Genomic DNA, 20,776 nt, shown 5'->3' with positions numbered 1-20,776 from the left:
TTACCCATGACTTCCTCCCAGTGAACCACCTTCGGCGCCGGCCAACCGGCGCCTGAACAGCGCCCACTGAAGTTTCTCCCAGTGTGGACGCGCCCTCAAATGACACCAGCAGGAGGCGTCTGTCAATAATTAAATCACTCTTATTTATTATTGACAGCATTGCACGGTTCACTCATTCTGCCCGTAAAAGCAGTGAGAATAAACCAAGGGAAGGAACAAGGGTGGAGACCGGCATTGCGAGGCACGGTTCGCCCGAGGCGGCCGCCAGCCGTCTCCACCGTGGCACCAACCAGAGCGGCATGCGCGACCACAATGAGCGGTTGGTGCTGTCACTGGTGCGCCAGCATAGCAGCCTGGCCAAATCAGACATTGCGCGCATGACCGGGCTTTCGGCGCAGACCGTGTCGGTCATCATGCGCGAACTGGAGGAAGACAGCCTGCTGGTGCGCCAGGCGCCGTTGCGCGGCAAGATCGGCCAGCCTTCCATCCCGATGGCGCTGAACCCCGAAGGCGCATTCTTCATCGGCCTCAAAATCGGCCGCCGCAGCGCCGAACTGGTGCTGATCGATTTCCTTGGGCATGTGCGCTCGATGCTTCAGCACTCCTACCGCTATCCAGCGCCACGCGAGACGGTGGAGTTCGTTACATCGGGCATGAAGACGATGCGGGCCGAACTGACACCGGCGCAGGACAAGCGCATTGCCGGGCTCGGCATCGCCATGCCGTTCGAACTGTGGAACTGGGCCGATACGGCGGGTGCGCCACGCGACATCATGGACGAATGGCGCCATCGCGACATCCGCGCCGACATCCAGTCGCAATGCGAATTCCCGGTCTACCTGCAGAACGACGCCACATCAGCCTGCGGCGCCGAACTGGTGTTCGGCCAGACCGGCGGCGTGCGCGACTTCGTCTATTTCTACATCGGCGCCTTTGCCGGCGGCGGCATCGTGCTCAACGGCCGGCTTTTTGGCGGACCGACCGGCAATGCCGGGGCGCTGGGCTCGATGCCGGTTCCGGGGCCGGACGGCAAGCCGACACAGCTCATCGACGTCGCCTCGATCGCCATACTGGAAAAGGCGCTCAGCGCGCGCGGCATCGACGGCTCCTATCTCTGGACCTCACCGCAGGAATGGGGCGACATCGGCGCCGATTTGGACGACTGGATCGCCAGCGCCTCGCAAGCGCTTGCCTACGCCATTGTCGCAGCGTCCTCGGTGATCGATTTCGAGGCCGCGGTGATCGATGGTTGGATGCCGCTCGCAGTACGGCGTCGCCTCGTCGATGCCGTCAGGCAGACGATCGGCACGATCGACGGTGAAGGCCTGAAGCTGCCGGACGTGCGCGAAGGCACCGTCGGCATCCATGCCCGCGCGCTGGGTGGCGCCAGCCTGCCGCTGTCCGAACGCTTCCTCATCGGTTCGACCACGATTTCCAGGAGCACCTGAATGCTGATCGGTATTCCGTCGCTGCTCGGTCCGGAGCTTCTGGCGACATTGCGCGCCATGGGCCATGGCGACGAAATTGCGCTCGTCGACGGCAACTACCCGGCGGAAGAACAGGCAAACCGGCTGGTGCGAGCCGACGGTCATCACCTGATACCGGTGCTCGACGCCATATTGAGCGTGCTGCCCGTGGACGACTTCGTGCCGGAAGCGCTTTTTCGCGCCTCGGTCAAAGGCGATCCCTCCGTTGCCGATCCGGTCCACCGCGAGATCGAGGCGATCTGCACCAAGCGTGCTCCGGGCCGCAAGGTGGTTGCGCTGGCCGGCGCTGACTTCTATGCACGCGTCCGGTCGGCGTATGCGATCGTCGCGACCGGTGAGCCCAGGCTCTACGCCAACATCATCATCCGCAAAGGCGTGATCTATCCGCCGGAAAGTCCTGAGACATGATCCTCTGCTGCGGCGAAGCCCTGATCGACATGCTGCCGCGCACCACGACGCTGGGTGAGCCGGCCTTTGCCCCCTATGTCGGCGGCGCGGTGTTCAACACGGCGATCGCGCTTGGCCGCCTCGGCGCCCCGGCCGGCTTCTTTTCCGGCCTGTCGTCGGATCTGTTCGGCAGCCAGTTCCGCGAGGCGCTGGGGGCAAGCAAGGTCAGCTCCACCTATGCGCACACCTCCCCTCGCCCCACCACGCTGGCCTTCGTGCGGCTCACCAACGGCCAGGCGACCTACACTTTCTACGACGAGAACACCGCCGGGCGCATGCTGACGACAGAGGATCTGCCGGAACTCGGCGCCGAGATCGAAGCCATGCTGTTTGGCGCCATCAGCCTGATCTCAGACCCGGCGGGTGCTGCCTACGAGGAATTCATGAAGCGCGAGCACCAGCGCCGCGTCATGATGCTCGATCCCAACATCCGGCCGAACTTCATCCCCGACAAGGCCAGGCATCTCCGCCGCATCCGCTCGATGATGGCAATGGCCGACATCGTGAAACTGTCGGATGAGGATTTGCACTGGTTCGGTGAGGCCGGCTCGCATGAAGATGTCATCCGCAACTGGCTGGACCGGGGGCCGAAGCTGATCGTCGTCACCCACGGCAGCGAAGGCGCCGTCGGCTACAGCCGCGAGCACAAGGTCACCGTGATGCCGCAGAAGGTGGAGGTGGTCGACACGGTTGGCGCCGGCGACACTTTCAATGCCGGCATTCTGGCCTCGCTGCACGAGCAAGGCCTGCTCACCAAGGCTGAGATGGGCGGCCTTTCCGAGGACGCCATCCGCCAGGCGCTGACGCTCGGTTCCAAGGCGGCGGCGGTGACGGTGTCACGAGCCGGCGCCAATCCGCCCTGGCGGCATGAAATCGCCTGATCCATGCTTCATCCGGCCGCCAGCCGCCCATGAGAGCCGATCACTTTATGTTTCCGCGAGCCGGAAAGACGCGATGAATTAGCCCCGTCACGTCCTGGAAAGCCCGGATTTCCGGCATCTTGCTGCAGCGCGGCAAAAACCTGAGGTAACGGGCTGCGACACCTCGGCTGCCGGCCGCCTGGCCGGTCCGGCTTTCTCGACCGGCCCAACTCTGGTACCAGCGGGCCGGTTAAGTTGTTGTTTCTGCGCGTATCGTTGTCCCCCGGACCGCGCGCATTACCGTTTTGAGGCCGACATGCAGTTCATCGATCTTGGCGCGCAGCGCGAACGTATCCGCGACCGGCTGAAGGCCGCGATCGACAATGTCGTCGAGGAAGGCCGCTATATCCTCGGGCCGCAGGTCACCGAATTCGAAAACAAGCTCGCTGCCTATGTCGGCACCAAGCATGTCGTGGCCTGCGCCAACGGCACCGACGCGCTGCTGCTGCCGCTGTTTGCCGCCGGCATCGGCCCGGGCGACGCGGTGTTCGTGCCGAGCTTCACCTTCGCCGCGACGGCGGAAGTGGTGGCGTTGGCCAAGGCCGAACCGGTGTTCGTCGATGTCGACGCCGAGACCTACAACATCGACATCGCCAGCCTCGAGGCGGCGATCACGATGATCAAGAAGGAAGGCCGGCTGAAGCCGAAGGCGATCATTCCGGTCGACCTGTTTGGGCTTGCCGCCGACTACGAGGCGATCATGGCGATTGCCAAGCGCGAAGGGCTGCTGGTGATCGAAGATGCGGCGCAGTCGATCGGCGGCTCAGCCGATGGCAAGATGTGCGGTGCCTTCGGCCATGTCGGCTCGACCAGCTTTTATCCGGCAAAGCCGCTCGGCTGCTATGGCGATGGCGGCGCGATGTTCACCAATGACGATGCGCTGGCCGACCAGCTCAGATCGTTTGCCTTCCACGGCAAGGGCGAAACGCAGTACGACAATGTTCGCGTCGGCATCAATTCACGCCTCGACACGATCCAGGCGGCGATCCTGATCGAGAAGCTTGCCATCCTCGAAGACGAGATGGTCGCCCGCCAGGTTGTGGCCAAGCGCTATGCCGAAGGTCTCGGCGACATCGTCAAGGCGTCACGCAATCTGGGTGGCGGCCGCTCGGCCTGGGCGCAATATGCCATCGAGACGCCGAAGCGCGACGGCTTGCGGGCGCATCTCGGCGAAAAGGGCATCCCGTCGGTGATTTATTATGTGAAGCCGCTGCACCAGCAGATAGCCTACAAGAATTATCCGCGCACGCCGACCGGCCTCGCCGTGTCGGAGGACCTGCCGAAGCGTATCCTGTGCCTGCCGATGCACCCCTATCTCAGCGAAGCCGACCAGGACCGCATCATCGAGACGATCCGCAATTATATTGGGTCGAACTCGGCGCATGTAGCGGCGGCGTAGGACTAGATGATCTCCCCCCTTGAGGGGGAGATGTCGCCGAAGGCGACAGAGGGGGTCGGTTCGACCGGGCTCGGCCTCCTTACTACAGAAGAGGTTGGCGCTCCACGCGCGGCGTCCCCCTGGCCTGCCGGCCATCTCCCCCTCAAGGGGGGAGATTACGCGTTTGCGTCCGCTGCCTTCCCGCTGGCAATAAAATGCGGGTTGGCGAAATCCGCGTCGTCGCTCTGCTCGCGCTTGCCATAGTTGAGCGGCTTGCCGTCCAACGTCCGTGTCATGCCGCCGGCGGCGCGCAGCACGGCGTCGCCGGCCGCGGTGTCCCATTCCATGGTGCGGCCGAAGCGCGGATAGATGTCGGCTTCGGCGGCGGCGAGCAGGCAGAATTTCAGCGATGAGCCGACCGAGACGATCTCGGCGGCGCCGAGGTCCCTGATGAACGCTTCGGTCTCCGGTGTGTTGTGCGAGCGGCTGGCCACGACGGCGAGCGGCGTCACCGCCGTCCTGACCGAAATCCGTCGCCGGCCGACGATCCGGAAGTCGCCATCGACCTCGATTGCTTCGGCCCTGCCCGGCCGTCCGGAGAACAACCGCCCGCTACAGGGCGCGAAGACGACGCCGACTTCCGGCACCCCGTCGCGGATGAGCGCAATGTTGACGGTGAAATCGGTCGTGCGGTTGACGAATTCCTTGGTGCCGTCGAGCGGATCGATCAGGAAGAAGGCGCCATCGAGATCAGGCGGTACAATGCCGGCGGCGACCTCTTCCTCGGCCACGCAGGGAATGTCGGGATAAGCCGCACGCAGGCCGGCAAGGATGATCGTCTCGCTCTCGCGGTCGGCTTCCGTTACCGGCGAGAAGTCGGCTTTGCTGTCGACCGCGCAGCCGGCCTTGAAGACCCGCATCACCTCGCGTCCTGCATCGAGCGCCAGGCGCTCGAATACGGCCAGCATCACCTCGTCGTCAGATGCCGCCGCCGGCTTCGTATTGGTCTTCAGCAATGTCGCGCTCGTTCAGCCAGTGTTCCAGAGCCTCTACCATCTCCTCGGCCGTCTTGCCGAGTGTCTTAAGATGGATTTCCGGTTTTTCCGGGGCTTCATACGGTGAATCGACGCCGGTGAAGTTCTTGATCTCGCCATTCAGCGCCCGCGCGTAAAGGCCCTTCGGGTCGCGCCGGGCGCATTCCTCGAACGGCGTATCGACGAACACCTCGACGAATTCGCCGTCGGCCATCAGCTCGCGCGCCATGCGGCGCTCGGCGCTGAAGGGCGAGATGAAGGAGACGATGACGATCAGCCCGGCATCGGCCATCAGCTTGGCCACTTCGGCGACGCGGCGGATGTTTTCGACGCGGTCGGCATCGGTGAAGCCGAGATCACGGTTGAGGCCGTGGCGGACATTGTCGCCGTCGAGAATGTAGGTGTGGCGTCCCGAGGCGAACAGTTTCTTCTCGAGCAAATTGGCGATGGTCGACTTGCCCGAGCCGGAAAGCCCGGTGAACCAGAACACGGCAGGGCGCTGGCCTTTCAGGTCGGAGCGGCCGCGCTTGCCGACATCGAGCGACTGCCAGTGGATGTTTTCGGCGCGGCGCAACGTATGCAGGATCATGCCGGCGCCAACGGTGGCGTTGGTGATGCGGTCGATCAGGATGAAAGCGCCGGTGGTGCGGTTGTCGGCGAAGGTGTCGAAGGCGATCGGCGCGCGGGTCGAGATATTGCAGATGCCGACTTCGTTCATGTCGAGTGACTTCGCCGCCTCACGGGCGAAGTCGTTGACGTTGACGCGGTATTTCAGGTCGGTGACGGTAGCGCTGGTCTGGTCGGTCTCGGTGCGTAGAATGTAGGAGCGGCCCGGCAACAGCGCTGCCTCATCGAACCAGACGATGTTGGCGGCGAACTGGTCGGCGACCTGCGGCCGTGCCGCGGGTGACACCAGCAAGTTGCCTCTGGAGACCTCGACCTCGTCGTCGAGCACAAGGGTAATGGCCTGGCCGGCGACGGCCTGGGCGAGATCGCCGCCGTGCGCGACGATGCGCTTGACCCGCGAGGCCTTGCCGGATTTTGCGACGATCACCTCGTCGCCCGGCGCGACCTGGCCGGACGCGATGGTGCCGGCAAAGCCGCGGAAGTCGAGATTGGGCCGGTTGACATACTGCACCGGGAACCGGAACGGCAATCCGACCGCGGCTTCGTCGACCGACACGGCCTCGAGATGCTCGATCAGCGACGGGCCGGAATACCACGCCGTCTTGTCCGAGCGGCTGGTGACGTTGTCACCATAGCGGGCCGACATCGGGATCGGCACGATCGTCTGGAAGCCGAGCTCATGCGAGAACTGCCGGTAATCCTCGACGATGCGGTCGAACACGGCCTGGTCGAAAGCGACGAGGTCGATCTTGTTGACGGCCAGCACGATGTGGCGGATGCCGAGCAGCGAGGCTATGATCGAGTGGCGCCGGGTCTGGCGCAGCACGCCCTGGCGCGCATCGATCAACACGATGGCGAGATCCGCGGTCGAGGCGCCGGTCGCCATGTTGCGGGTGTATTGTTCGTGGCCGGGCGTGTCGGCGACGATGAACTTGCGCTTGGGCGTGGCGAAGAAGCGGTAGGCGACGTCGATGGTGATGCCTTGCTCGCGCTCGGCCTCGAGGCCGTCGACCAGAAGCGCGAAGTCGATGTCGTCGCCGGTGGTGCCGTGCTTGCGGGAATCGCGCTCAAGTGCTGCGAGTTGATCCTCGAAGATCTGCTTGGTGTCGGACAGAAGGCGGCCGATCAGCGTCGACTTGCCGTCGTCGACCGAGCCGCAGGTGAGGAAGCGCAGCAGCGACTTCTTCTCCTGTGTCGCCATATATTCGCGGATGCCATCGGTGGGGGCGAGGCTCTTGGCCAGGATGTGGCGCATACTCAGAAATACCCCTCGCGCTTCTTCTTTTCCATCGAGCCGGCTTCATCGCGATCGATGAGGCGGCCCTGGCGCTCGGAGGTGCGCGCCGTCAGCATCTCGCCGACAATGGCTTCCAGCGTGTCGGCGTCGGATTCGATAGCGCCGGTCAGCGGATAGCAGCCGAGCGTGCGGAAGCGCACCAGCCGGTTCTCAACCGTCTCGCCGGGTCGCAGCGCCATGCGGTCATCGTCCTTGAGGATCAGCATGCCGTCGCGTTCGACCACCGGCCGCTCCTTGGCGAAATAGAGCGGCACGATCGGAATGTTCTCCTGCAGAATGTACTGCCAGATGTCGAGTTCGGTCCAGTTCGACAGCGGAAAGACGCGGATCGATTCGCCCGGCGCGATGCGAGTGTTGAAGATCTTCCACATTTCCGGCCGCTGGTTCTTCGGGTCCCAGACATGCTGAGCGTTGCGGAAGGAAAAGATGCGCTCCTTGGCGCGCGACTTCTCCTCGTCGCGCCGGGCTCCGCCGAAGGCGGCGTCGAAACCGTATTTGTCGAGCGCCTGCCGCAACGCCACGGTCTTCATCACATGGGTGTGGGTGTTGGAGCCGTGGTCGAAGGGATTGATGCCGTCGCGCACACCGTCTTCATTGACGTGGACGAGCAGGTCGAAGCCGAGCTTCTGCGCCATCTGATCGCGAAAGGCGATCATCTCGCGGAACTTCCAGGTGGTGTCGACATGCAGGAAGGGGAAAGGCGGCTTGGCCGGATAGAAGGCCTTCATCGCCAGATGCATCAGCACGGAGGAATCCTTGCCGACGGAATAGAGCATCACCGGCTTGGAGAAGGAGGCAGCAACCTCACGGAAGATGTGGATGGATTCGGCCTCGAGCCGCTGCAAATGCGTAAGCGCGATGTTCATGGACTGTGAGCGTTCTCTCGTGCCATCCAGACATTGCATCAGATGGATCGGGCGTCTTTTTCAGCCGCCCGGTTCAAGCTTCACTGCTGGACACTATCGGTTCGTGCCGGCGTTCTAGCAGATCGCCACCTGATATAACAACGCTGGAAAGGCCGGCGGCCAAGCCGATAAGGAACGAATTTTCCATGAAAAGCCCGGAATCCGGAAATTTCTGCCCGGCAGGTTGATAGCCCCCAAAGGCCGTGAAAAATCTTGGCGGAACCCTCGGGAAAACGGTCGGGCCGGTGGATGCTGTCGCTATGCGATGCGGCCATGCCACGGATTTCGATGGTTGCAAGATCCTCGCCGCACTATCGAAAACCGGGCCCAGCCGCTATACCGGCTCCTGAACCCGCGCCGGGCGGGATGCTGCAAAAAAGTCGCCACCAAACACCGTCCGTCGCCAAGCGACCCCAGCGCATTGTGAACCAGAGCATTGACCCCGATTTCCACCATCAAGCAGCACCTCTCGCCGTCACGGATCAACATCACCTTCTCCATTCTCTGCTTCTTTTGCCCGCCTGTGCTGGGGTCGGCGGTCAGCTTTGTGTTCAATGGCGGCGGCCTGTGGTCGGTGTTTCTGCTTGCCCTGAAAAGACGGCGTTTCAACACCGACCGGCCAATGGTCGCGATGACGGTGGCCATCTATGCCTATTGTGCAGCCTTCGTGCTCGCCTCTATCGTCAACAATTCGATCGCCAAGGATGCGCCTCATCTGGCAGGGCTGATCACCTTCCTGTTTTTCCCCGTCTCATACGCAACCTGGAGCATCACCGAGAAAACCACGCTGGCGCGCATCGTCGTGCTGGCGAGCGCTGCCGCATGTTTTGGCGCCCTGCTGCTGGCGATCGTGCAATATTACTGGTTGGGCATGCGGGCCGAAGGCGGCGCGGGCAATGCGATCGTGTTTGCAACGGTCACCTGCCTCAGTGTTCTGATGTGTCTGGCGGGCGCCCTTTCAAACGTCGAAAAGAACAAGGTCCTGCTTGCCTGCGCAGCGCTGGCCGGGGCGGTCGCCATCCTCTACTCGGGGTCGCGGATCATATGGCTGGCACTGCCGGTGGCCGGCATCGCCGTCCTGCTGATCAACCGGCGCAGGCTCACCAGCCGAAACGCCATTCGTCTGCTGCTGATTGCTGGCGCGATCGGCGTGGTTGTCGCCGCCATCGGATTCCCGATCATTTACGAGCGCGCAGCTTTCCTGTTCAGCGACTGGGATGCGCTGGCCACGAAAGGTGACCATGCCACGGCGCTCGGCTTCCGCGCAGCGCTTTGGCAGATCGGCCTCGGCGCTTTCCACGACATGCCGATTTTCGGTCACGGCATTGCTGCAAGCCGCGAGCTGATAAAGGATGGATTCAACAATCAGTTCAACATGCCATACACGGGCTTCAGCCATTTCCACAACGGCTTTCTGACTGCATTGGTGGAGGCCGGGCTCATCGGCGCCATCACGCTTGCGGCGGTGTTCGTCGTTGCCGCCAGAAACGCAGCAATCGTTCTGCGCACCAGCACCGACACCATCGAGCGGTTCGGTGCCACGATGATCGTCGCTACCGTGATCACCTATCTGATCGCCGGCCTGACCGGCATCCTGATCGGCCACGACATCCTCGATTCGACACTGATGGTGTTCCTGGTATCCGGGACCTATCTTGCTTCGGGCCGCCAACAGGCGTTGCCCGAACCGGCCTCGATGCCGCAGGCAAGCCAGCCGTGAAAGTGCTGGTCACAGGCGCGACGGGCCTCATCGGCAGGCAGGTCGTCAACCAGCTTGGCGAAGCAGGGTTCGAGGTGCGCATGGCGTCGCGTCACCCGGAACAGCTTGATGCCGCGAGCGATGCCATGCTGTTGCCGGACTTCGACGCGCCGGCCCAGGCATTCCAGGCGCTGATGCGAGATATCACCCATGTCGTCCACTGTGCGGCTCTCAACAATGACCGCAAGGCGAGCGAGGCCGACTTCCTGGCCGCCAATGCGACACTGACCGCCCAGTTGGCGCGCGCGGCCGCCGCGCAGGCCAGCGGGCGCTTCATCTATCTGTCTTCGATCCGGGCGGTGGCCGGTCCCGGCTTCAGCGGAACGATCAGCGAGGCGACGCCGCCAGCCCCGCAATGCGCCTATGGCCGCTCGAAACGCGAAGGCGAGATCAGGACGCTGGAAGCCTATGCGTCCAGACCTACCGATGCCACCGCGCTGCGCCTGCCGTCGATCTATGGCGAAGGCATGAAGGGAAACCTGGCGACGCTGATGCGCCTGGGCGGCATGCCTATGGCCTTGTCGCTGCCGGCGGCGGCCTTCCGCGGCGTACGATCGCTGATGTCATGCGAGGCGGCGGCGCGGACCGCGGTGTATCTGTTGAGCCGTCAGCAGCCGCTTCGCCCCGTCTATGTCGCCTGCGATCTCCCTCCTCTCCCGGTCTCGGCAATCATCGGGGCGTTCCGGAACGGTTTTGGCTACTCATTGCGGCTGTCTAGAGTGCCTGCCGGCCTGATGCGGGCAGTGTTGACCTTATTGGGCAAACGCAAAGCATGGGAAGCGATCACAGCGACACAGATTTGCGATCCATCCTTGCTGGTCTCCGAAGGCTGGGCGCCGCGGACCGACACGCTCGAACAACTGACCGAGCTTGCGCGCCGCTATAAATCCGGCGTTGCTCAACCGCGGTAGAAGATCGTACCGACGAGAATGCGGACATCGAGACCGATCGAGGCCATCCTGAGATATTCGGCATCGATCTCGGCGCAAAGTTTCGGGTCGGACATGTCGATGCCTTTCATCTGCGCCAGCCCGGTAATGCCCGGAAGCGCCGCAAGCACACCCAATTGCCTGCGGCGTTCGATCAGCTCCGTTTGCGTGGGCAGGCAAGGACGCGGCCCGACCAGGCTCATCTCGCCCTTAAGCACATTCCACAGCTGCGGCAGCTCGTCGATCTTGAATTTTCGCAGCACCGCGCCGACGGAAGTGACGGAGTTTGCCGGCGCCTGATGCGAGGGCAGAGACGGCGTTCCGGCAACCATCGTCCGCAGCTTATGGCAGCGAAACGGCACGCCATTTTGTCCGACCCGGATTTGCGAAAACAATGCGGGTCCAGGCGACGACAGCCTGATTGCCAGCATGGCAAGCAGAATGACGGGCGAGGTCAGCGGCAAGAGAACCGCCGCCACGACGAGGTCGAAAGCTCGCTTGGGTCCCCTCATGGCCGTCCTTGCATGCTCCCAGGTTCAAACAACAATGCCGGCCAAAGCCGGAGGCAAAATGACGGTCGGGTAGTACGCGGCCATCCGCTCGCACAAGGCAAGCACGACACGTTGGCCCCGATCAGATTTGCCTCATGCTGTCAGTATCGCACCAATGGCCGCGGATCGTGGCCGGCCCATTCACAGCCGCTCGCGACAGGCTCTAACCCGCTTGTCCGACTGTTTTCACAACTGCTTCCCGGCGTGCGTCGGCTTGAGGCTCTTCCGCCTGATGGAGCCCGGCCATGACGGCGAGCGCGGCGGCCTTGTCCTGGTCGCGCATGGCCGCCTGCAGCGACGTCAGCGCCGCCTGGACCCTGGGCCACCCCACGACATCGGTTCTGAGGCCGAAGATCTTGGGGATATCGAGCGCGACAATCTCCTCGTTGCCGCCGTGCAGCACCTCGTGAAGCTTCTCGCCCGGCCTGATCCCGGTGAAACGGATCGGAATGTCGGTGTAGGGGCTTTTGCCGGCCATGCGGATCATGGTTTCGGCGACTTCGAGGATCGGCACCGGCTTGCCCATGTCGAGCATATAGATGGCGTAATCGTCCTTGCCCTGGCGCCGCTCGGCATCGGCCGCCGACATGATGACGAGGTCGACGGCTTCGGCCACCGTCATGAAGTAGCGGGTCATGCGGCGATCGGTGATGGTGACCGGACCGCCGGCCTCGATCTGCGCCTGGAAGATGGTGGCGACCGAACCGTTGGAGCCGAAGACATTGCCGAACCGCACGGCGATGAACTTGGTGCCGGAGCGACGGCCATTGGGTTCGGTGGCGTGCGTGTCGTGCAGCGAAGAGACGATCTGCTCGGCGGCGCGCTTTGTCATGCCGAGCACCGAGGTCGGATCGACCGCCTTGTCGCTGGAAATCAGCAGGAACTGCGGCACGCCACATTTGGCGGCAACCTCGGCGCAGACGAGAGTACCCAAAATGTTGGTCTGGATCGCCGATTCCCAGTTTTCCTCAAGCAGCGGCACATGTTTGAGCGCGGCGGCGTGGAAGATGATGTCGGGCTTGAAGTCGCTGACGACGCGAGTGATCTGGCGCCGGTCGGTGACATCGACGATGCGGCTCTTGAGCCGGGCATGATCTTTCTCGTCGACCTGTTGGTCGAGCTGGAAAATCCCGAACTCCGAGATGTCGGCAACCAAAACCGCCTCGGCGCCGAGTTCCAGCGCCCGCTTGACCAGGATGCGGCCGATGGAGCCGGCGCCGCCGGTCACCAGCACGCGCTTGCCGCCGACGAAGTCGCCAATGCGCTCAACGTCCGACGGAACCGTGGAGCGGCGCAGGATGGTTTCCATCTCGACAGCGTCGAGAACCAGCTTTCCGCCCTGCCCGAGCTCCGAGACGCCGGAGAACTGGACGACGGCGATGCCGCTGTGACGGGCGACACGGACCAGCTCCGAATACTCCTCGATCTCGCGTTCGGTGCCATTGCCGAAAATCAGCATGTCGAGGCTTTTGGTACCTCTTGCATATTCTTCCAGCACCTCGACCAGGTGGGGCCGCACTGCCACCACCGGGACGCCCTGGATCTGCGTGCCCAGCGGCGCGCCGTTCTCGATGGCCATGATGCCGGCGATGGAATACTCGGCCGGCGCTGCCGTGCGCGTGAACCTAATGATGACGTCGGCTTCGCCCAGCCTGCCGACGAACAGCGCCTGCTTGATCGCAACATTGTTTGCGTTGCGGCTCAGGATTCGCCAGCTCGCCCCGTCGCGCAGGAAGCGGTAGTAGAGCCGCGGCGCCGAAATGATGGTGAACGAGACGAGGAAAAAGACGATGAACTGGCGCTCGTTGAGGCCGGTCACCGGCTGAAACCATCGGACCGCCAGCGAGACGACATAGAGCGTGACGGTCAGGATCGCGCAGCTCTTCAGGATGTTGAAGAAGTCCGGCGTGGAGGCGAAACGCCAAACGGTGTTGTAGAGGCCGCAATAGCGAAACAAGAGATGGCTGAGAAGAACAATGCTCACCCAGCACGCCAGGCCCGGCCAGGAGAGCGCGTCGAATGAAAGTCTCGACTGCGAAAGCCCGAGACTCAGCGCCACCGCGACCAAGACCATGACCAGGTCCTGGATCATTATAATGGCGCGCCGCATCTTCGGCCGAAGTCCCGATACGGCTTCTACATAGGATGTCATTGGGTAGTACTGAACTCCAGGCACAAGGACTTGGACACTAACGTAGTGCGAGAGCGACGGAAACCCGTCACCGATCACCAGTTTAGAGTGCCAATCCCAGCCCCGCCGCTTTGTATCGCATAGCGTGGAGTTGAGGTCGTCGCCAGATATTTTTTTCGCAAGCTGCTTGGTTAAGGGATTGGGAGATCATCGGCTAATATTTTCGCGAGATTTTCGCAAAAAGTCGAGCCGCTGGGACGACAGGTGCAACGGGGGGCATCAAAAGCAGGAGTGCACCTGCGAGGCGAGGTTGCGCCTCTGTTCGTGATCAAGAATCCGCGAATTTGCCGATTCGCGCCCCTTTTATGGACAGATCCTGGCAACGGCATCATCAAGCAGGCCGAAGGAGATATAGAACCACCTTTTGCGTCGATTTCGGCCAATCCAGCGCATTCCAGCCAAAAGTCGTGGCGAATTTTGCCATCGACAGCCGTGAATTGGGGGGGCGCCGTGCCTTGGTCGGAAAGTCGCTGGTCGCGATGTCCCGCACCCGCGCTGTGGGGCCGCCGTACCGTGCGCTCGTGTCGAGCATGTGACGGGCAAAGCCGCTCCAGTTGACGTCGCCAGCTCCGGCGAGATGGTAGATCCCATAGCCATCGAAGCCCTCGTCGTCGCACAACATCGCCGCCGCATGCAGGATCGCATCGGCAATATCAAATGCGGAGGTCGGATTTCCCCATTGGTCGGAGACGACAGCGATCTCGTCGCGGTCGCCGGCCAGCTTCAGCATGGTCCTGACGAAATTCCTGCCGAACGGGCTGTAGACCCAGGCGGTGCGCAGAATCAGGTGGTGCGGATTGAGCGCTGCCACCGCCTGTTCGCCGGCGAGCTTGGAGGCGCCGTAGACGCCAAGCGGCGCGGTGGCGTCGGTCTCGACATAGGCGCCGTCCTTGGAACCGTCGAAGACATAGTCGGTCGACAGATGGATGACGGGCACGCCGAGCTTCGCGGCCGCCTCGGCGACCTTGCCGGCGCCGACGGCGTTCACCGCGAAAGCAAGATCGGGCTCGTCCTCGGCCTGGTCGACCGCGGTGTAGGCGGCAGCCGACACCACGATGTCCGGCCGCACTGCTGCGAGAGCATCGAACACCGTGTCGGGCTGCGTGAGATCGAGCGTCGGCCGACCGACCGCGACGACCTCAACGTCATCGCGCCTCTGCCCGGCCTCCAGCAGGCTGGTGGCGACCTGACCGTCGCGTCCGGTGACAACCAGCCTCACGCCGCGCCCTTCCTGCCTTCAATCTGGCCGCGGGGCTGGACTTGCCCGAGCCGCTCGCCGGCATAGCGCTGCTCGCGGATCGGGCCCCACCACCATTTGTTGTCGAGGAACCAGTCGACCGTTCTTGCCAGGCCGCTGTCGAAACTCTCGGCAGGCGTCCAGCCGAGGTCACGGCCGATCTTGGAGGCGTCGATGGCGTAGCGGCGGTCGTGACCCGGGCGATCGGTGACGAAGCTGATCAGGTCGCGATAGCGTTTGCCGCCGGCGCGTGGCCTTCTGGCGTCGAGAAGGTCGCAGATCGTCTCGACGACGCTCAAGTTGGTTCGTTCGGAATTGCCGCCGACATTGTAGCTCTCGCCCGGCTGACCCTTGGTGGCGACCAGTTCCAGGGCGCGCGCATGATCCTCGACGAACAGCCAGTCGCGCACATTGGCGCCGGCGCCGTAGACCGGCAGCGGCTTTTCGTCGAGCGCGTTGAGGATCACCAGCGGGATCAGCTTTTCGGGAAAGTGATAGGGCCCGTAATTGTTCGAGCAGTTGGAGAGCACGACCGGCAGGCCATACGTCTCGTGCCATGCCCGCACCAAGTGGTCGGACGCCGCCTTCGAGGCGGAATAGGGCGAGGACGGCGCGTAAGGCGTTTCCTCGACAAACATGCCGCTGTCGAAGGGCAGATCGCCGAACACCTCGTCGGTCGAGACATGATGGAAGCGGAAGCGGGCTTTCCTGTCCTCGCCAAGGCCGCGCCAATATTCGAGCGCCGAATTCAGCACCCGATAGGTGCCGACGATGTTGGTCTCGATGAAGGCGCCGGGTCCGTCGATCGAGCGGTCGACATGGCTTTCGGCGGCGAGATTCATGACGACGTCGATCTCGTCGCGGTGGAGGATGTCGAGGACCGCCCGCTCGTCACAGATGTCGGCCTGCGCAAATTTGTAGTTATGCGCATTCTCGATCGTGCGCAGCGAGGCCAGATTGCCGGCATAGGTGAGTTTGTCGAGATTGGTCACATGGTAGGCCGGATTGGCGCACAAATGACGGCACACCGCCGAGCCGATGAAGCCGGCACCGCCTGTCACCAGAAAATTCATGGCGCTCTCCTCACATCGTCGCGCGTCATGCGAACACCTCGGCAGCGGCGAGCGTCGGCGCCTTGAGGTCCTTGGCCGAGAGCTCGAAGCCGCCGGCGGGCGATGGCCAATCGATGCCGATGTCGGGGTCGTCGAAACGGATCGATCGGTCGTGCGCCGGCGAATAGGTGTCGGTGACCTTATACAGGACCTCGGTGTCCGGCACGAGCGTGACGAAGCCGTGCGCGAAGCCCTTCGGCACCAGGATCTGGTTGCCTTTCTCGGCCGATATTTCGAGCGCGACCCATTTTCCGAAGGTTTTCGAGCTGCGGCGAATGTCGACCGCGACGTCGAGGATCTTGCCTCTGATCACACGCAGCAACTTGTCCTGCGCGCGTGGAGGAAGCTGATAGTGAAGTCCCCGCACGACACCTGCCGCCGCCGAATAGGAGTGATTGTCCTGGACGAAACGCAAATCGATGCCGGCTTCAAAAAAGCGCTCGGCATTCCAGGTCTCGATGAAATAGCCGCGCGCATCGCCGTGCCGCTTCGGCACGATCTCGAGCACGCCATCAAGACCGAGCTGCCTGACGTCCACTCTAGTTCTCCGTCAGCTCGGTGACACGCCGGCGCAGATAGGCGGCGTATTCATTCTTGCCCAGGCGCGTGGCGCGCTCAAGCACCTTGTCGGCGGTCAGCCAGCCCTGCTCGAAAGCGATTTCTTCAGGACAGGCAACCTTGATGCCCTGGCGGTGCTCGATGGTGCGCACGAAGGAAGATGCCTCATGCAGGCTGTCATGCGTGCCGGTGTCGAGCCAGGCATAGCCGCGGCCGAGCTGATGCACATGCAGCTGCCCGCGCTCGAGATAGACGTTGTTGGCCGCCGTGATCTCGAGCTCGCCGCGCGCCGAGGGCTTGATCGTCGAAGCGATGTCGACGACCTCGTTGTCGTAGAAATAGAGGCCGGTGACCGCCCAGTTGGACTTCGGCTTCTCCGGCTTTTCCTCGATCGTCAAAGCGGTGCCGCTGACCTTGTCGAACGACACCACGCCATAGCGCTGCGGATTCTCGACATGGTAGGCGAACACCGACGCGCCGCTTTCCCGCTGCGCGGCAGTGCGGCAGAGCTGCGACAGGCCCTCGCCGAAATAGATGTTGTCGCCGAGGATCATCGAAACATTGTCCTTGCCGATGAAGTCGCGGCCGATGATGAAGGCTTCGGCAAGGCCGTTGGGCCGCGGCTGTTCGGCATAGGACAATTCGAGCCCGAACTCCGAACCGTCACCCAGCAACTCGCGAAAGATCGGCAAGTCGCGTGGCGTCGAGATGATAAGAATCTCGCGAATTCCGGCGAGCATCAATACGCTCAGCGGATAGTAGATCATCGGCTTGTCATGTATCGGTAGAATTTGTTTAGATATCGCTAATGTTATAGGATAAAGGCGGGTTCCGCTGTCTCCAGCAAGTATAATCCCCTTCAACCGAATCTCCTTGAGTTACCCAAGCCGGTCAGAGCGCGCCCGTGCCTATCGCGAGGTGCTGACCAGGCAGGGCCTGCCGGTTGCCGAGCCTCTGCTCGGCGCCTGCTTCCCGCCGCCCGCAAAAGGTAACACAGGATAGAGCCGGTGGCCGCATTTTTGCAGCGGACGAATGGTGGCTACTCTCTTGGCATCCCGTCCGATGCCAAAGGAGCAGCCATTAACGATCCAAGAGTACTGGCAGCCCGCGGGTGATGGGCGCAAAGCGAGACGGCTGACGACCTTCCGCGCAGCCGCCTTTTCATGGCCGTTCACCGATCATGAGGCCGGCCTTGCTGTGGGGCTCGACGGAGGCCTTCAGGCGGGCGATACGGAAGCGCCCGCTAAGCCGTTGCCAGTGCTTCTCCACAGCCTAGAAGAGACGCTGGGCGCCGTCGAAAATGCTGCTGGCAACGAGATATTTCCTTGGCATATTAGAAAAGACGCGGATTCCGAAGCCATTTTTGCTGTTGACAGGTGAACTGACTTCAATAAGTAGCGGCCTGAATTTAAAATAACAAAAGCAGAATGATGAAATTCGGGTCAAGCGGTGTTCGGGGTTTGGCTTCGGAATTGGTTGGAAAGCCAACCGGCCTTTATACTGAAGCTTTTGCTAAGCGTTTGGTTTCCAGTGGATTCCAATCCAATGGCCAGGTCTTCGTTGGCCGTGATCGACGCGATAGCAGTCAGACAATTGCGGACAACTGCATGGCAGCCTTGGCCGCAAGCGGGTTTCAGCCCTTGGATTGCGGCATCCTCCCTACGCCGGCTCTCGCTCTATATGCCCAAAAACACTGTGCCGCGGCCATCATGGTAACTGGCTCGCATATCCCCGCGGATCGCAACGGCATCAAGTTTTACAGCCAGAAAGGTGAGATCGACAAAGCAGATGAGGCTGCGATCACGAACTATGTCGCCGAACGGTCAAATGTGTACCAATGGCCGCCCGCGCGCGGAACGTGGCCGGTTTGTCATGACGAAGCGGTCGCGTCCTATCGAGACCGCGCCAATGACATATTGGAGCCGGGCTCTCTTTCGGGCATGAGGGTCGGTGTCTATCAGCACAGTTCGGTCGCAGCGGAGTTGCTGGTAGAGGTTCTTCAATCGTTCGGGGCCAACGTCGTTCCCGTCGGAAAAACTGAAACCTTCGTGCCAGTCGATACCGAAGCCGTGGATGCGGCCACGCTTGCGAAGCTGAAGGGTTGGGCCCACGAATTCAAGCTTGACGCCATTGTGTCCACGGATGCCGATGCCGACCGACCCCTTGTCGCTGACGAGAACGGTGATCTGTTTCGGGGGGACCTGATCGGGCTCGCCACGGCGCTTTTCGTGACTGCGGATACTGTCGTGACACCGGTGACCTCCAATTCGGGCATTTCAAATGCCCTGGGTTTGGAGGTGAGAAGAACAAAGGTCGGATCGCCATTTGTTATTGCGGGCATGGAAGCTGCATACGACGATGACAAGATTGTCGTCGGCTTCGAGGCCAATGGCGGCGTGCTCCTGGGATCGGACTGCCAGCTGAATGACAAGACGCTGACGGCACTGCCGACACGGGACGCGCTCCTCCCGATTCTGGCAGTGCTCGGCACTGTGGCATCGACAAAAACTCCCTTGTCTCGCTTACGCGAGATGTGGAAGCTCCCATCCTGCGCAAGCGAACGACTTGAGAACTTTCCCCTGGAGAGCTCGCGCAAACTGCTGCGCCACCTGGCGAGCTTGGATTCGCTCCAGCAGTTTCTAGCCCCGTTTGGCACTGTTGCCGACGTCGATGAAACCGATGGCATCAGGGCGCGGATGCATACAGGCGAGATCATACACTTGCGGCCGTCCGGAAATGCGCCGGAATTGCGCTGTTATTCAGAGGCCGCGGACTTCGACAGGGCGACAGCGCTCGTAGCGCAGACACTGGAGAAGGTGCGGGCAACCGCGTCCACAGACACTGAGGTCGTTCGATGAAAGTTGTTCCGGTCATCATCAGCGGTGGAGCTGGTTCGCGACTATGGCCGGCCTCCCGGCAGTCGCATCCCAAACCCTTCCTCAAGGTGGCGGACGGACATTCGCTCATACAGCATACTGTGTTGCGCGCTGCCTCGATCCCGGATGTCGTCGAGCTTGTCACCGTGACGTCCAGGGAACACCTTTTCCTCACGAAAGACGATTTCGACGAGCTGGAATCAGTCATCCTGCCGCGCACCTTTCTGCTTGAACCAGAGGGGCGCGATACTGCCGCCGCTGTGGCAGCGGCCACGATCCACGTCAAGGCAACGCAAGGCCCCGACGCCATTCTGTGCATCTTTCCCGCCGATCACATGATCGGGAACGTGCCGGCATTTCTAAGCGTCATGGCCAGGGCAATCGAACATGCGAAGCAAGGACGTATCGCAACCCTGGGCATAAACCCGACCCGGCCGGACACGGCATTCGGCTATATCGAGACAGACGGCGAAAAAGTTGTCCGCTTCGTCGAAAAACCGGATATCGAGACGGCTAAGGCCTATGTCGCGTCCAAGCGCTTCTTCTGGAACGCCGGCATCTTCTGCTTCAGAGCGCAGGTCATGCTTGATGAAATGGCTTCGCATTCTCCTGCCGTGATCGAGGCCGTTCTCGCCAGTTACGAGGACGGTCGCGTTAGCCATGGCGAAGGCTTTGCGAACGTCGAACTCTCATCAGAACATTTCGCCTTGGCTCCGCGTATTTCGCTCGACCACGCGGTAATGGAAAAGACCCAAAACCTGGCGGTCGTCCCCTGCGACATGGAATGGAACGACATTGGATCGTGGAACGCGATGGCCGAACTGGTCGCAGCCGACGAGAGCGGGAACAGAATTCGCGGCGACGTTCGCATGGTGGACACAACCGGCAGCTACATAAGTTCGGGCAAGCGCGTCATCGGCACGGTCGGCATCAGCGACCTAGTGATCGTGGATTCCCCGGATGCCTTGCTCGTGGCGTCCCGCGACCGCGTCCAGGACGTCAAGAAGTTGTTCGAGTCCCTCAAGGCTTCCGGACATGATGCGCATTTGCTTCACAGCACCGTGCATCGACCGTGGGGCACTTACACGGTGTTGGAGGAAGGCGAACGCTTCAAGATCAAACGCATCGAGGTGAAGCCGGGTGGGCGCTTGAGCCTGCAAATGCACTATCATCGTTCGGAGCACTGGGTCGTGGTCAGCGGCACGGCGAAGATAGTCAACGGGGACCAGGAATTGCTCCTGACCACCAACCAATCCACCTATATCCCGTGCGGCCACAAACATCGGCTGGAAAACCCCGGCAATATTGGCTTGGTGATGATCGAGGTCCAAAGCGGCGAGTATCTCGGCGAGGATGACATCGTGCGGTTCGACGACGTATACGGTCGCACCTGACAATTCATTTGGCTCGCAGGGCTTGGGGCGAGCAAACATCAATTCTGGGCTGGGGCGGAGCAATCATCAGACAC

At 62.1% G+C, this 20,776-nt stretch carries 18 protein-coding genes; 9 read left to right on the top strand and 9 right to left on the bottom strand.

Annotated elements, in window-relative coordinates:
* The first annotated feature begins 221 nt into the window (after positions 1-221).
* From AC04SG_RS24500 to AC04SG_RS24485, 4 genes are all read left to right on the top strand, one after another.
* Positions 222-1,448 carry an ROK family transcriptional regulator gene (locus AC04SG_RS24500; RefSeq protein WP_488553137.1) on the top strand — a complete coding sequence of 409 codons (1,227 nt, stop codon included), beginning with the start codon at positions 222-224 and terminating at the stop codon, positions 1,446-1,448.
* Positions 1,449-1,895: an RbsD/FucU family protein gene (locus AC04SG_RS24495; RefSeq protein WP_192256452.1), complete on the top strand. Its 447-nt coding sequence runs from the start codon at positions 1,449-1,451 to the stop codon at positions 1,893-1,895.
* Entirely contained in the window at positions 1,892-2,815 is a 924-nt protein-coding gene (locus AC04SG_RS24490) for a carbohydrate kinase family protein (protein ID WP_488553136.1), read from the top strand. Before AC04SG_RS24495 ends, AC04SG_RS24490 begins: the two co-directional genes overlap by 4 nt.
* A gap of 295 nt (positions 2,816-3,110) precedes the next feature.
* Complete coding sequence (locus AC04SG_RS24485; protein ID WP_488553135.1) at positions 3,111-4,253, top strand: DegT/DnrJ/EryC1/StrS family aminotransferase; 1,143 nt, start codon at positions 3,111-3,113, stop codon at positions 4,251-4,253.
* Between the two features lie 155 nt (positions 4,254-4,408).
* On the opposite strand, the gene cysQ is transcribed toward AC04SG_RS24485, so the two are convergent.
* The 3 genes from cysQ to cysD are packed head-to-tail and all read right to left on the bottom strand — an operon-like array spanning position 4,409 to position 8,056.
* Positions 4,409-5,200 (bottom strand): 3'(2'),5'-bisphosphate nucleotidase CysQ, encoded by a 792-nt coding sequence (gene cysQ, locus AC04SG_RS24480; protein WP_488553152.1) that lies wholly within the window; start codon positions 5,198-5,200, stop codon positions 4,409-4,411.
* 10 nt (positions 5,201-5,210) lie between these two features.
* Complete coding sequence (cysN, locus tag AC04SG_RS24475; protein WP_488553134.1) at positions 5,211-7,148, bottom strand: sulfate adenylyltransferase subunit CysN; 1,938 nt, start codon at positions 7,146-7,148, stop codon at positions 5,211-5,213.
* 2 nt (positions 7,149-7,150) lie between these two features.
* The gene (gene cysD, locus AC04SG_RS24470; RefSeq protein ID WP_142866696.1) at positions 7,151-8,056 is read right to left on the bottom strand and encodes a sulfate adenylyltransferase subunit CysD; all 906 of its coding nucleotides are present in this window, start codon (positions 8,054-8,056) and stop codon (positions 7,151-7,153) included.
* Positions 8,057-8,531: 475 nt separating this feature from the next.
* Here cysD and AC04SG_RS24465 point away from each other — a divergent pair, with 475 nt between their 5' ends.
* Together AC04SG_RS24465 and AC04SG_RS24460 are read left to right on the top strand one after the other, a co-directional pair.
* The gene (locus AC04SG_RS24465) at positions 8,532-9,815 is read left to right on the top strand and encodes an O-antigen ligase family protein (RefSeq protein ID WP_488553133.1); all 1,284 of its coding nucleotides are present in this window, start codon (positions 8,532-8,534) and stop codon (positions 9,813-9,815) included.
* Positions 9,812-10,765, top strand: coding sequence for an NAD-dependent epimerase/dehydratase family protein (locus AC04SG_RS24460; protein ID WP_488553132.1), 954 nt, complete (start codon positions 9,812-9,814; stop codon positions 10,763-10,765). Before AC04SG_RS24465 ends, AC04SG_RS24460 begins: the two co-directional genes overlap by 4 nt.
* Here AC04SG_RS24460 and AC04SG_RS24455 read toward each other — a convergent pair.
* From AC04SG_RS24455 to rfbA, 6 genes are all read right to left on the bottom strand, one after another.
* The gene (locus tag AC04SG_RS24455) at positions 10,753-11,295 is read right to left on the bottom strand and encodes a sugar transferase (RefSeq protein ID WP_488553131.1); all 543 of its coding nucleotides are present in this window, start codon (positions 11,293-11,295) and stop codon (positions 10,753-10,755) included. The genes AC04SG_RS24460 and AC04SG_RS24455 overlap by 13 nt on opposite strands.
* Positions 11,296-11,497: 202 nt before the next feature.
* A complete protein-coding gene (locus AC04SG_RS24450; RefSeq protein ID WP_488553130.1) occupies positions 11,498-13,486 on the bottom strand; it encodes an SDR family NAD(P)-dependent oxidoreductase in 1,989 nt (662 codons plus the stop codon).
* A 370-nt stretch (positions 13,487-13,856) separates the two neighbouring features.
* The gene (gene rfbD, locus AC04SG_RS24445; RefSeq protein WP_488553129.1) at positions 13,857-14,744 is read right to left on the bottom strand and encodes a dTDP-4-dehydrorhamnose reductase; all 888 of its coding nucleotides are present in this window, start codon (positions 14,742-14,744) and stop codon (positions 13,857-13,859) included.
* A complete protein-coding gene (rfbB, locus tag AC04SG_RS24440) occupies positions 14,741-15,835 on the bottom strand; it encodes a dTDP-glucose 4,6-dehydratase (RefSeq protein ID WP_488553128.1) in 1,095 nt (364 codons plus the stop codon). The genes rfbD and rfbB overlap by 4 nt, the downstream gene beginning before the upstream one ends.
* A 25-nt stretch (positions 15,836-15,860) precedes the next feature.
* Positions 15,861-16,412, bottom strand: coding sequence for a dTDP-4-dehydrorhamnose 3,5-epimerase (gene rfbC / locus AC04SG_RS24435; protein WP_488553127.1), 552 nt, complete (start codon positions 16,410-16,412; stop codon positions 15,861-15,863).
* A gap of 1 nt (position 16,413) precedes the next feature.
* Positions 16,414-17,295, bottom strand: a complete 882-nt coding sequence (gene rfbA / locus AC04SG_RS24430; RefSeq protein ID WP_488553126.1) for a glucose-1-phosphate thymidylyltransferase RfbA — start codon at positions 17,293-17,295, stop codon at positions 16,414-16,416.
* Between the two features lie 199 nt (positions 17,296-17,494).
* Between rfbA and AC04SG_RS24425 the strand changes: the two genes are divergently transcribed.
* Genes AC04SG_RS24425 through AC04SG_RS24415 form a run of 3 tightly spaced genes read left to right on the top strand, consistent with a single transcriptional unit; the run spans position 17,495 to position 20,702 of the window.
* Positions 17,495-17,812, top strand: a complete 318-nt coding sequence (locus AC04SG_RS24425; RefSeq protein WP_488553125.1) for a hypothetical protein — start codon at positions 17,495-17,497, stop codon at positions 17,810-17,812.
* Positions 17,813-17,862: 50 nt separating this feature from the next.
* Positions 17,863-19,290, top strand: coding sequence for a phosphomannomutase (locus AC04SG_RS24420; protein ID WP_488553151.1), 1,428 nt, complete (start codon positions 17,863-17,865; stop codon positions 19,288-19,290).
* Positions 19,287-20,702: a mannose-1-phosphate guanylyltransferase/mannose-6-phosphate isomerase gene (locus AC04SG_RS24415; protein WP_488553124.1), complete on the top strand. Its 1,416-nt coding sequence runs from the start codon at positions 19,287-19,289 to the stop codon at positions 20,700-20,702. The genes AC04SG_RS24420 and AC04SG_RS24415 overlap by 4 nt, the downstream gene beginning before the upstream one ends.
* Positions 20,703-20,776 lie beyond the last annotated feature (74 nt).

It is taken from the genome of Mesorhizobium sp. CNPSo 4684 (assembly GCF_057784315.1).
Note: the sequence above shows the minus strand (reverse complement) of the source record. Positions and strands in the feature narration are given on the sequence as shown.